Origin of the sequence: Aliagarivorans marinus DSM 23064, assembly GCF_000429485.1 — a bacterium.
GTDB lineage: Bacteria > Pseudomonadota > Gammaproteobacteria > Enterobacterales > Celerinatantimonadaceae > Aliagarivorans > Aliagarivorans marinus.
Window position 1 is genome coordinate 341394 of record NZ_AUBY01000008.1, and the last position, 12918, is coordinate 354311.

The 12918-nt window shown below is 53.0% G+C and carries 11 protein-coding genes; 5 read left to right on the forward strand and 6 right to left on the reverse strand.

Annotated elements, in window-relative coordinates:
- Nucleotides 1-39: 39 nt before the first annotated feature.
- From G461_RS0101590 to G461_RS0101605, 4 genes are all read right to left on the reverse strand, one after another.
- A complete protein-coding gene (locus G461_RS0101590; RefSeq protein ID WP_051333281.1) occupies nt 40-507 on the reverse strand; it encodes an invasion associated locus B family protein in 468 nt (155 codons plus the stop codon).
- Between the two features lie 55 nt (nt 508-562).
- Nucleotides 563-1804 carry a nidogen-like domain-containing protein gene (locus G461_RS0101595; protein WP_026970503.1) on the reverse strand — a complete coding sequence of 414 codons (1242 nt, stop codon included), beginning with the start codon at nt 1802-1804 and terminating at the stop codon, nt 563-565.
- A 296-nt stretch (nt 1805-2100) separates the two neighbouring features.
- Nucleotides 2101-4080, reverse strand: a complete 1980-nt coding sequence (locus tag G461_RS0101600) for a TonB-dependent receptor domain-containing protein (protein WP_026970504.1) — start codon at nt 4078-4080, stop codon at nt 2101-2103.
- A 118-nt stretch (nt 4081-4198) separates the two neighbouring features.
- On the reverse strand, nt 4199-5152 hold the full coding sequence (locus tag G461_RS0101605; RefSeq protein WP_051333282.1) for a LysR family transcriptional regulator: 954 nt from the start codon (nt 5150-5152) through the stop codon (nt 4199-4201).
- Nucleotides 5153-5307: 155 nt separating this feature from the next.
- Between G461_RS0101605 and G461_RS0101610 the strand changes: the two genes are divergently transcribed.
- From G461_RS0101610 to G461_RS0101625, 4 genes are read left to right on the forward strand one after another with little or no spacing between them, the layout of a single operon-like run.
- Nucleotides 5308-6225 carry a siderophore ABC transporter substrate-binding protein gene (locus tag G461_RS0101610; protein WP_026970506.1) on the forward strand — a complete coding sequence of 306 codons (918 nt, stop codon included), beginning with the start codon at nt 5308-5310 and terminating at the stop codon, nt 6223-6225.
- 53 nt (nt 6226-6278) lie between these two features.
- On the forward strand, nt 6279-7238 hold the full coding sequence (locus tag G461_RS0101615) for an ABC transporter permease (protein WP_035478797.1): 960 nt from the start codon (nt 6279-6281) through the stop codon (nt 7236-7238).
- Nucleotides 7231-8181 (forward strand): iron chelate uptake ABC transporter family permease subunit, encoded by a 951-nt coding sequence (locus G461_RS0101620; protein WP_026970508.1) that lies wholly within the window; start codon nt 7231-7233, stop codon nt 8179-8181. Before G461_RS0101615 ends, G461_RS0101620 begins: the two co-directional genes overlap by 8 nt.
- Before the next feature lie 2 nt (nt 8182-8183).
- Nucleotides 8184-8954, forward strand: a complete 771-nt coding sequence (locus G461_RS0101625) for an iron ABC transporter ATP-binding protein (protein WP_026970509.1) — start codon at nt 8184-8186, stop codon at nt 8952-8954.
- 188 nt (nt 8955-9142) lie between these two features.
- Here the strand turns inward: G461_RS0101625 and G461_RS0101630 are convergent, their stop codons facing one another.
- Together G461_RS0101630 and G461_RS0101635 are read right to left on the reverse strand one after the other, a co-directional pair.
- Nucleotides 9143-10075, reverse strand: a complete 933-nt coding sequence (locus G461_RS0101630; RefSeq protein ID WP_026970510.1) for a tetratricopeptide repeat protein — start codon at nt 10073-10075, stop codon at nt 9143-9145.
- A 50-nt stretch (nt 10076-10125) separates the two neighbouring features.
- Nucleotides 10126-10533 carry a hypothetical protein gene (locus G461_RS0101635; protein WP_026970511.1) on the reverse strand — a complete coding sequence of 136 codons (408 nt, stop codon included), beginning with the start codon at nt 10531-10533 and terminating at the stop codon, nt 10126-10128.
- 404 nt (nt 10534-10937) lie between these two features.
- On the opposite strand from G461_RS0101635, the gene G461_RS0101640 reads away from it, so the two are divergent.
- Nucleotides 10938-12863: a hypothetical protein gene (locus tag G461_RS0101640; protein WP_157360204.1), complete on the forward strand. Its 1926-nt coding sequence runs from the start codon at nt 10938-10940 to the stop codon at nt 12861-12863.
- Nucleotides 12864-12918 lie beyond the last annotated feature (55 nt).

Consider the following 12918-nt stretch of genomic DNA (forward strand, 5'->3'; position numbering starts at 1 on the left):
GCAGGTCGCTGGAGGCCGAATAGTCGAGCGAGGTCAGCGCTAATCGTTGTTAAGCTGCAGGTAGGCCTGATCAAAACCATGCAACACCACCGGCAGGCTCTGTTGCTGCTGGTCGTGGATGTAGGCGATACTCATCACCCGACCTTCGCGCATTTGTGACAGCAATTGTGCGTCGACCTTCACATTCAGCTCGCAGGTGCGTTCATCGCAGCCGGTGAGTGGCAGGTGCAGCGCCTTAAACTGATCAATCTTGATACCCACGCCTTTTTTCGCCTCGATGCCCGGGGCCAAGCGCAGCCGCAGCACGGCAAACTCTGGTAGCTGGATAAAGCTAATGCCGGCTATCACATCGGCCATATCACCGTCGCGTTTCATGATCAGCTGGGAGATGTTGCAGAGCTCGGCTTGGCAGTCGAGGGTCCAGGATTCAAAGTCCTGCTTGTTGGCGGCAAACACCTGGCCAACCATCAGCCCGGCGGTGAGCAACACGAATAACTTGTTGAGCATGGATTGCAGTTCCTTTGCCCAGCCCCGCCGCACGCGCCACGGGGCTGGTAATTGCTTAAGCCGCCAGTGGATGCGCAGGCTGATAAGGTTTAATACGCACTTTTCGATTAGCGATGATAACAGCTAAAACCAATAATATCAGTAGCTTGGTATAGGGCTCGCTAACGTTGCCGGCGGGCACAAACTCGGTGACCGGGATCTGGCGCATGCTCACCATACCCGCATCGACAAAGCTTAAGCCGGTCACAAAGGCCTGCATATCTTCTGGGTCGAGCATGTTATCGATATCGATGCCTAAGATACGAAACTCCGATACGCCGTCTTCGCCGAACAGATACTCAATGCCACCTTCTAAGATGTCAGTCATTACCCACTCACCGAACTCGTTCATCAGCCATAGCTCGAACAGGTTGTCGTCAAAGCCCTCTGGCAGAATCACCGACAGGAAGTTGGGGCCAGCGTCGACAAAGTAGTCGTAGCCCACTGCCACATCCGGGTCGATAAACACGATTTGGTCGAGATCGACGTTAAAGTCGAACTCCCAACCACCGTCGACCACCACCGGCATTAGCGGGTTCTCAGGGGTAGCGCCCGGCAATGCTCCATCGCGGATAGCAAAGCGCCATACGCCATTGATCCCAGTGTTGGAGGTGTTAGTGAGATTGAGAATGTCTTCCGAGAAAGAACCGGGTAACGAGAAGAAGTCACTGCCATTGCCGGCATCGTAGCCTGCCTGGGCGGGAGTTCCGCCAAAGCCATTGCTACCGTCAGATGCATCACCGGTGGTCCAACTCAGGTTGTCATAGCGAAACTCAACGTCGAAGTTGCCCGCGCCAGTGTCACTGCGATCGATCAGCACTAACTGGAAGCTGTTAGTCTTGTCGCCATGATGATTGTAGTAACCCACTTGGTCCCAGGTAATCGCCACGCTGTTCTCATTGGGCGCACCCACATAGACTGCGCCACAGTCGCCACAGCGGGTATCCACATCGGCCCAGAACGGCGCAATAATCGGCTGATTGGCCACCGGGAAGTGCTGGGGGGTGTAGCCGTTCAACGAACTGTTAAACGAGATATTGCCGTTATTGTTAACGAAGAAGCTATCGTAGCTATTGCCAAAGTAGTTGATCTCAAACGGCAGGTTTAAGCGGTTGGAAGAACCGTCATCATTGGGCTGCATAGCAAGTTCGCCATATCCCGCATCACCACCAAAACCCGACATCATCGCCGCTTGACCGACACTCAACGGCAGCGCAACCATCAGGCAAGCAGCGAGCAAACCAGAAGCTGTTTTCATAGTGTAATTCCCTTTATCAAAAAATTAACAAATATATTAATTAGAATTTTCAGGCACACGTAAGCAAGAACGAAACCAAGTTTTATATCGTTTATTTTCAATATCTTAAGATCGGGTTAAGCCAGTTGTGTAATAAATCCTGACAGCCAATTATTGGCTTTTTGTTATTTATGTTAATTACCCGTTGCGGGGCTAAGCGCCGTGAATGCTTGCTTCGGCAGGCTAGCGCCTTTATCTATCGCACACAAAAAAGCCCCCGGAGGTTTTACCTGCGGGGGCTGTTTCAGTTTGAGAGGCTAGAAGTCGGAGCTAAAGCCCAAGTACCAAGTGCGGTCTTCTTCGTTATAGCCGCGGATGCTGGCTTCGTGCGACATCTTGGTTTTGCCCACATTGTTCACACCGGCGCGAATACGCGCGATATCGCCCCAGTAGTAGTTCAGGCCGAGGTCAACGGTGCTGTAGCCGTCTTCTGGCAGGTCGGCATCGGCGGCGCTGCTGCCGAGCATCTGCTTACCGGTGTAGTTGTACTGCACAAAGGTACGCAGATCGTAGCTAACATCCCAGTTCAGACGCGCCATTACCGTGTGTTCTGGGCGCTCGCCTAAGGTTTCACCGGTGGTGCGATCGGTGGCATCGGTGTAGGTGTAGTTGGCGTTTAGCGAGAAGCTGTCGCTGATGTCGCCGCTGGCGGCCAGCTCAATACCGTCGATACGGGCTTTAGCAACGTTGGTGTAGGTGAACACTTCACGGTCGAAGTCCGAGTCGATAGGCGTGTCGCGGTCTTGCTCAATCAAGTTCTTAATGTCGTTACGGAATAAGGTGGCCTCAGTGGTCCAGCTGCCAATTTGGTACACCGCACCCAGCTCATAAGAGGTACTCTCTTCTGGCTTCAAGTCTGGATTGCCAATCACGTAACAATCGCCTTTACACGAGCTTAAGCGGTACTCTTCGTTCAGCTGCAGCAGAGACGGCGCGTTGAAGGCTTGGCCAACACCGCCCTTCACCACCAAGTTGTCGTTGACGCGATTCACCAAGTAGGCACGCGGGCTAACGTGGCTACCGAACTCCTCGTGATAGTCCAATCGACCACCAAAGGTGAAGGTCCAACTCTCAGCAAAGCCCCATTCATCTTGCACAAACAACGCTTGCTCGGTCAGGCTGGCTTTACCAGTATCGAGCAGGTCGCGCGGGCTATCCAGGCGACTATGGCGCAGCTCGCCACCGACAGTTACGCGGTGTGCACCCAGCTCGGTTGAAGCCGATGCGTTCAGGATATGGTTGTCTTCGGTGATCTCAGAGACATCATCGGTGCCCTCTTCCAGATCTACCCGCTCGAAGCCATAGCGCAGCTGGCTGTCGCCCCAGTCCCACGCACCAGTGTGGGTGATTGCGCTGCTAAAGCGGCGTACATCCATCTGGCTGTCGGTGGTTGCTTTCAATGATTCGATAACCGCTTCACGCTGGTCACGGCTGTAGCCAAGATCGAAGTCGAGGATTTGCTGCTCGTCAATAAACCAGCTTAGGTTACCTAAAAGGTTGAGATATTGTTTGTCTTCGAGAGCGGTAACGTCGCTACGATCCCAAGAGTTGTCGCCATCCACCGCAGTTTGCCCACCAAAAGGCGTCCAGGCATTACGGTCGCTGTAGTTCATCGAGAAGTTAGCAAACAAGGTATCGTCAATCAGCGCACCGCCAGTATTCAGGCCCAGCATATACTGCTCTCCGCCGTCGCTCTCGGGGGTTTGGAAGTCAGCACGTACGGTACTATTCCACTCATTGCCGGCCTTCTTGGTGATGATGTTGATCACACCGCCCATGGCATCTGAGCCATACAGCGATGACATCGGGCCACGGATGATTTCGACGCGCTCGATTGAGCTGGTCGGAATGCTGCTGTAGTCGAAGTCGTTACCGCGGATGATGGCATTTGATGAGCTCATACGGCGGCCATTGAGTAGCACCAGTGTGTAGCTCGAATCTAGGCCACGGATCTTCACCAACTCACGTCCAGCGCGGCCACCATTCATTGAACTCTCAACACCCACCGCTTGGCTAACGATCTCGTTTAGGGTCAGCGCTGGCATGGCATCGATATCGTCCGAGGTGATCACCGAGATCGATGCAGGGGCCTCGGCAGCAGTGTTTGCGGTGCGGGTGGCTGTGACAACCATCTGCTCGTCGGTTGTCGTCGCCTCGTCTGCAAAGGCCGCAGGGCTAATAGCTAAAGCAATTGCTGTATACAGCGGCGAGAGTTTTAGTCGAGCAGAGTGATACATCGTGCAATTTCCTGTGTGAACAACATTTCGTAATGATAATGGTTATCATTTTCGCATTATTCACCCAGCGCAAGTCAACACAAGTTCCATTCATTTTGAGAATAATTACTATTCACGGTTAGTGCTCACAACTGTATAGCTCTTTCAGTTGCTCCCTTGCCCAGCGGCATAGCTCATCGTTATGGTGGCGGCGATGCCAGTACAGATACAACGTCATGGGCTCTCGGCGGGCCTCGCTTGGAATCGCCTTGGTGCAAAGCTGCCGGCCACGGCAAAGCTCTTCGGCGAATGGCACCGGCAGGTGGAAGATTAGATCGCTGGACTCGGCTATCGCCGCTACCGAGGCAAAGCTGGTCGTTCGCAGCGCGACATCCAAACCTTGGTGTTTAGCCAGGTGTCCCCGCTCTTTTAAGGTGAACTCAGGAAAGAAGAAGTTGGTGCCCCGAGTTTGTACCTCGGCAAAGCGGGCCGACATAAACTTGTCCAGCGTCAGGGGCTGTTCGGCCAACGGATGCTGCTTGCTCATCAGTAAGCAGAACTCCAGCTCACACAGCGGCATTCTATGCAGCTGGCTTTGGCCACTCTCGGGCTGCTGAGCGGAAATGGCAAAATGCACCAGCCCCTGCTCTAGCCCAGCAAAGTTATCTTGCGGTGTGGAGTCGATCTCCAGCTGCACCCCCGGTGCCAGCTCGGCAAGACGCTGGATAAACGGTGGCAGCAAGCGGTTGATCTGCGGCACCATGCCAAAGATGCGCAGCGAGCCCTTGCACACTGCCGGGTCAAACTGCGGTCCTCGCAATAGCTGCTCAACCCCCTCAAGCAACGGTGACAGCTCGTTTTGCAGCTGTTCTGCGCGCGGCGTGAGCACGTAGCTTCCCTGCGAGCGCACCAGCAAGTCGTCGCTGAAGGTATCGCGTAGTCGGCTTAGCGCGCGCGACATCGAAGGCTGACTCATCGCCAAGGCTTGAGCGGCCTTCGATACATGGCGCTGCTCTAACAGCACTTTTAATACAAACAGCAGATTAAGGTCGATGTCTGACATGTTTACTGAGTGCATATTCAAGTTTTGCATAGCGCGTATTCATTGATTGATATTGAAGCGGTGATTGTATGGGTTAAGCTAAACGCCATCAAGAATGTTTCTCATTTAGATTTGCGTTAGATCAATCTTTGCTGCGAACTAGCAAGGTAGATTAACGCTGGTCGTCCACCAACAGCAGAGCTCCCATGACCCGATTACTTCAAAACATCACTGCCCTCTTTGCCTGCCTAAGTACCCTATTCGCGAGCGCGGCGTTTGCAGTTACCGTTGAGCATGCTGTAGGGCAAACCCAACTGGATAAAACCCCAGAGCGCATTGTGGTGATCGGCCATGCCAGCCTGGACGTGTTGGACAACCTTGGTGTTCCCCCGGTAGGCGTGGTGCACCATCTGCTACCGAGTTATCTGCAGCAGTACAACGATAAGTCCATCGCCTCGGTCGGCACCCTGCACGAGCCAGATTTTGAAGCGATCTTTATGGCACGCCCCGACCTGATTATCGCCGAAGGCCGCGCCCTGCCACATGTGGAAGAGCTACAAAAAATCGCCCCGACCTACGTGGTGATGATGGAAAACGGCCACTACTGGCGTGATATGACCCAGCACTGGCGCAACATCGCGCTGATGGTGGACAAGCAAGGCGAAGTGGAGTCGTTAATCAGTGAGCTGGAAGGTGAGATTGCAGCGCTATCTGCCAAGGCCAAAGCTGCAGAGCTTGATACTATGGTGGTGATGAATGCCGGTGGCAATGTCACCATGTTTGGCCGCGACAGCCGCTTCTCGCAGATCTTCAACGAGTTCGGTTTCACCCCTGCCAGCTCACGCAACGTAGAAGCCACCGCTGGCCCGCATGGCCACCTGATTTCCTTCGAGTACATTGTCGATGCAGCGCCACAGAGCCTGATGATTATGGACCGTGAGCAAGCGATTGGCCGCGGCGCCGGCAAGGCCCAAGCCTTCTTCGACAATGCACTAGTCAACGGCACCGAGGCGGCGCAAAACGGCAAGCTCATCTACCTAAACCCCGAGGCGTGGTATATCACCGCTGGCGGCATCCAAGCCACCCGGGTGATGCTGCAAGACATTCAACAAGCCCTGAACTAATACGCCCAATAATGAGAACGGCCCGCCATTGCGGGCCTTAGCTGTATATCACTATGAGTATTCTTTTCCGCCTTGGAGCTGCCAGCTTATTGCTGGTTTTAGCCCTTGCGTCCTTGCTAATTGGAGTGATTGACCTTGATATCGCTGCCCTACTAAACAGCGAGAGCAGCAGCGCCCATATCTTGCTAGTCAGCCGCATTCCGCGCTTGCTGGCAATCTGTCTGGCGGGCGCCGGCCTGAGTATCGCGGGCTTGATCATGCAGCAGATCGTGCAAAACCGTTTTGCCGCCCCCTCCACCACCGGCACCATCGATTGCGCCATGTTCGGCTATATCGTGGCCCTGATAGCCTTCGGCGATGTCGACCACTGGATCCAGCTGCTAATTATCTTTGGCTTTGCGGTGGCGGGCACCCTGCTGTTTGTGCGCTTCTTGCAAAAGCTGCAGTTTAAGAATGCGGTGCTGGTACCACTTATCGGCATTATGTACGGCAATGTGGTGTCGGCGCTGACCACCTTTATCGCCTACAAGTATGACCTGGTGCAGACCCTCTCTTCCTGGACGGTGGCCAACTTCGCCTCGGTGCTTAAAGGCAACTACGAGTTTCTTTACCTAGCCGTACCCGCCTCTGTACTGGCCTACATGTATGCCGCCCGCTTTAGTGCCGCCAGCGTGGGTGAGAGCTTTGCCAAGAACATCGGCCTTAACTACCAGCGCGTGGTGATGGTGGGGGTTATGTTGGTTGCGGTGCTCGCCTCCTCGGTGGTGATGATTGTTGGGGTGATCCCCTTTCTAGGGCTGATTGTGCCGAACTTAGTGTCGCTGTTTATCGGCGACAATATGCGTCGCAACCTGCCGTGGACCGCCTACTGGGGCATGGTGTTGGTATTAGCCTGCGACATTGGCGGTCGCTTGATTCTGTTCCCCTTTGAAGTACCGATTTCGATGATTATCAGCATCTTTGGTGGTCTGGTGTTTATTGGTCTGATCCTCAAGGACAAGTCCAATGCGTAACTCGACCAAGCTGATTTTATTGAGTGTTGCCACACTGGCGATTATCGCGCTGTTTCTCGGCAAGGGGCTAGACGCCTACAACTACCGCTTCTTCTTGTCGAGGCGCATTCCCAAGGTGCTGGCTATCTTGCTGGCTGCGACTGCTATCAGCTGGTCGTCGCTGGTATTCCAAACGGTAACCAACAACCGCATCCTAACCCCGTCCATCCTTGGCTTTGACTCACTGTATGTGATGATTCAAGTGCTGCTTGTGGTGCTAGCAGGCTCACTCTCGCCGCTAGTGATCCAGCCTATGCTGAACTTCTCGGTCACCACTGCGATTATGGCGGGCCTGTCGCTCAGCCTGTTCGCTTGGTACTTCTATGGCAAGCAGCGCGACCTGTTCAGCTTGCTGCTGATTGGCATTATTTGCTCTAGCTTGTTTAGCAGCGTCACCGGCTTTTTCACCATGGTGATCGATCCTAGCGAGTTTATGGCGATCCAGGCCTCGATGTTTGCCAGCTTCAACAACGTTAATGGTGCATTGGTGTACTGGGCGATTGCGCCGATGTTGCTGTGCTTGGCCTTGCTGCTCAAGCTCGCCCCGAAGCTCGATGTGCTGTGGCTGGGGCCAGATAACGCCACCAGCTTGGGCATCAATGTGCGCAAACTGACCTTGCAGATTATGGCGCTGGTCAGCGTGCTGATCTCCGTCGCCACCGCCTTGGTCGGCCCAGTATTGTTCTTCGGCCTGATTGTGGTGAGCCTGACCCGCCAGCTATTTAACAGCTATCAGCATCGCCTGTTGCTGCCGGCCAGTAGCGCGCTCGCCGCCTTTTTGCTGCTGACAGGCCAGTGGATTGTCGAAAACCTGATGGCCTTTGAAACCACCATCAGCGTGATTATCAATTTTGTCGGCGGCAGCTACTTCCTGCTGCTGCTTGCCCGTAACAAAGTGAACTAAGCATGATCAAACTAAGCGGCCTGAGTAAAAAATATAACGATAACTTTGTGGTTCAGGATGCCAGCGCGCTGTTCCCTAAAGGCGTGCTCACCTCGATTATTGGCCCCAATGGCGCCGGCAAAAGTACCCTGCTGTCGATGGCCAGCCGCCTCACCAACAGCGATGCCGGCGAGGTAGTTATTGCCGACAAGCCTCTGAATCAATGGGATAACGCGGAGCTTGCCAAGCGCTTGGCGGTGCTGCGCCAGTCCAACAACATCAATATGCGCTTTACTGTGCGCGAGTTGGTGGCCTTTGGCCGCTTCCCCCACTCGCAAGGCCGTCTTAGTGCGCGCGACAACGAGATTATCGACAAAGCGATGGGGCATCTCGATATTCAGCACATTGCCAACCGCTACCTCGACCAGCTCAGTGGCGGCCAGCGCCAAATGGCCTTCATCGCCATGGTGGTGGCCCAAGACACCGACTATATCTTCCTCGATGAGCCGCTAAACAACCTTGATATCAAACACTCCGTGGAGATTATGGGGGCTATCCAGCACTTGGCGCATGAACATGGGAAGGCGGTGGTGGTGGTGATCCACGACATAAACTTTGCCGCGAGTTACTCGGACCGAATTATTGCCATGAAGCAGGGGCAAGTGATTAAAAGTGGTGACACGGTGGAGGTGATTGACGAGGCGGTGCTATCGGATATCTACGAGATCCCCTTTACCATTCGCGAGGTTGAGGGCCAGCGGATCTGTATGTATTACACCAATCCACATAAATAACTGATCATTCTTGCTGGTTAAAATCATTGATGACCGCGTCAACGCTTTTGTAATTAGTCCACTAGTTACGGCAAGCGCTTCCTTGTCTTCAATGATTTTTCCTGCGCAATCTCTCATCAGTTACTTATCCGGATTGGTGTTATCGCTAAGCGGTGTGTTTTGATGAGCGATACGAGCCTATCGAACGACTAATCGATCAGGCTCAGTAAATCTTTTGCGGCCTCTACCCCTTGCTCACTAGCCAGCTCCAACCAATAGCGCGCTCTGTCTTGATCAATGAGCGCCTGAACCTCCCCAAAGAAGTCACCATAAAGGTAGTACTGCCCTAAGTTAAACTGCGCGTTGTGGTAGCCTTTTTCGGCAGCGCTTATTAGCAGTGTTAAGGCCTTGGCTTCACTGTGCTGGACCACATCACCGTAGAGATACAATAGCGACAGAACAAAGATGTTTTCAGGGTTATCCTCATCCACCGCGAGGCGATACTGATCATCGAAGCGCTCCATATCTCCATCAAAGCGCCCGCTGAACAGATGGCTACGGATCAGCACCGCCGGCACATTCTCTTGCGCCAGCCGCTCAATGGCGCGCAGTGCCCGAACTTTTCCTTGCGCTGCCGCCGCAGTGTACCAATACAAAGCGACACTCGGCCCTAACTCTAAACCAGAGTCCCGATAAAAATCAGCCAATAGCAGTTGTGTGGGTGTATCGGTCACATAGGCTGCGGGCCTGCAATCATCTCCCGCATGATTGACAGGGGCCAGTGAGCACAAGCGCCGCTGGGCTTTTCTATCACCCAAGGTTGCCGCTTGCTCAAACAAAGAGAGTGACTTGAGCAACTCGGCGCGCTCACTGCCTTCGTTCCAGTAGTGCTCCGCCACATGGTACATGCCATGAGCATCGCCTTTGTCAGCGGCTTGTTGGAACCAATACAGGGCTTGGTCTGGGTCATAGAAGTTACTGTCTTGTTGAAGCAGCAAATGACCAAGCTTAAGCTGATAGGCCACATTGCCTAGCTGGGCATGCTTTTGATAAACACTAAACAGGTCATCCACACTCACCGCTAAGCAATCAAAGGTTATAGGTAGTGCTAAGCCCGCCAAGAGACCAATTCGCTTCTTCATAATTACTCCATTACCTGCTGTTGACTAGCGCGCCACAAACACTGCGTTTGCTAGCAGTGCCCTACCCCGTAAGAGCCGCACTTGCGACAGCTATTGCTCCAAGAGGACTTATTCGCTTGACAGTTGCGCTCAGCCATCAGGCAAGCATCGAACATCGCGCCTTCAACGGATTGCGCGTTGGCAGCTTGGCCATAGTGAATATTGACCACCTGAGGCGGCACACTGCTGGTTTCGTAGTACTTACAGGTGTAGCCATAGCCATTGAAGGGGCGTTTGTGATGGTAGGGCTTGTGATGACGATGATGCCTGACTTGCTCGAGCGTCGTCTCATCTAAAGCCTGAGCGTGTCCGACAAGAAAAGTGGCGAGAGTTATGCGTTCATTGGCCAAAGAGGCATTGGAAAACAGGTAGAACGCCGCCATCGAAGCCAGTAATACCAAACGTAAAATTTTGCCCATATCTCACCTCTGTATGGCTCTGTGTTGTGCTGTTGGTTAGCGGCGACTTTAAGACTGCGGTAATTCGACCTTAAAAGGTGGTGCTATGGAGCGCGGAGAATGAGAGGGTAAGTCACCCCATAGCACCACCTTGTTCTACCTCGTGAAAGCCAGCTGGCCGCTGTTGTGCTCTGGCTGGCAATATAACTGGCAAGGTGGTTAGAGCTGAATAGTACAAATGTCCCGAAACCGATATTGAAATAAAACTGAAATCTTGTCGGCAGACGCCGCTGGTTTTTATGCTCCGCAGCGATGTTTAGAAACGGGACATTTGTACTATGGAAGCTGCCATAACAGCTTGGTTACTCTGCGCGCTATATCCCGGCAACATGCCAACAATCACATTACTTAAGGATGTAGCAGTAATGAGTAGAGTAACGATGTACGCCAGCGCAGTCGCGCTAGCTTTCACCTTAGGCGCCTGCGGTGGTGGTTCGGGGGGCGATGGCCCCGGAGGAGGCACCGATACAGGCGGCAGCGGCGGAGGTGGCGACAACGACCATAACGTTACCGCCTTCTTAGGCCTGTCACGCTATGACAACTATCTGGCAACGTTCAGTGATGGTGATGCAACAGCGAGCCTGTATGTCGACGACGACGGCTATATGCATGTGATTGTCGATACCCAGCAACACCAAATGACCTTCTTGCAGCGTGCTGGTACTGACTTCGTCGACACGATCAGAGTTGACAAGCACATGTTCACCTATGACCCCTACAACGACGCAGGCAAAGTCACCGTCACCACGCCTGATGGCTATTTTGATTACTACTATATGGATCGCAGCTATGCCATCACAGGTAGCGATATCTCCTCAGGCGTTGGCGGTGGTAGTGGCAATGGGCCGGATGGTGGCGGCACATCCAATGGCTTGTGTACTTACTATCAATCGGGGTCTGCCTTCGAGTTTATTCCCGGACAGCAACTCGGCGTCTGCAACCCGTGGCCAGCACAGTCTGCAAACATGTGTAATGACAGCGCCTTAAACGAGCTGCTAGACGAAGATGATAAACAAGTCGGTACGCGTATCAGCGGTGCACAATACCACAGCTCAGGTTCATGCCCCGGTCTGGGCTTCCCTTACCCCATCGGTGAAGGTAGCTATGTGGACTACGACCTACTGGGTAATCTGGGGCGCAGCAATTCACTTGCTATCCCTCGCTTATCCGCTAAGAAGAGCCTCCAAAGTCGCTATGCACCGCTGGAGCTCAAAGCACTCAGCTGCAACGCAGTTTCTTCACAAGACGCAGTGGCCTGGCGTGAATGCACCGCTTCACTGAGCAAAGCATATTTGGAGCAAATCGACAGCGCGCTTAATATCAACTGGTGGAAGACGATTGAATCAGAGGTACTCGCAGACTACCTGGGTGACACAGCAAGCGCACAGCTAACCTCTTTCGCCAAAGCAATACAGAATGCAATCGACCACCCAGACTATCAGCAGTTCAGCTCAAGTGAAGACCTTCCAGCAGCAACCATTGACGAGTACCTTGCCTTAAGTACCGCTCTGAAAAACGCACTTGCCAAACTGCTCAACGACGTAAGTAACGACAAGGTCGCTGAAGACTATGACGTGTTTGGTAACAGTGAAAATATTCTGGACAACGACGGACAACCCATTGCCAATAACGATGGTATGGGCGGCGGTCAAGGTGGTAGTGGCGGTGGGGAGGAGTATTCAACCATATGCTACTACAACCACTGGACTGTGGGCTCAGATCAAGAGTATGAGTCTCTAAGTTGCTACGTTAAAGACGAGTACGGAGCAACCTTTTTTAGTCGCAGTGAGGGCATCCGACTGATACACCCAGAAAAAGAGAGCCAAAAATCAAATGTGGCCATAGAGAGAAGACTTACATTACACGATAAGTACACCCCAAATGCAGTCTCATCCTATAGCTACTTTGATAAGATCGATGGATACGGAAACACTCTTCATCTGGACAAAGGGGCTGAGAGTAAAATAGATTCGGATTCCCAAAAGGACTATCACTTTTACGGCGTGTTGTATAATTCCTGGCCCCATACCAGCGAGATTATTGATCGCGTCATAGTTGTCAATAATATCCACACCGAAGATAGTTGGCTGGACCGAAAGGAAAGGTGCGGCGGAGTTGATAATAATTTTGAGCTTCGCTTAAAAGACCAAAATGGAGAGCGCACCGAACTCTTCGACCTTAGCCAGTGCCCTCACCCAATTGACATCGATTTGGCCAAGGCAGTGCACGAGTATGACGACAAGAGCATGTGGTTATATACCGGTGAATATCTGCAGTATCTGGAAGATTAGTAAACCATAGAGGCTTGGGGCACTGGCTATGCTGTGCCCAAAGCCTATCCAGTGC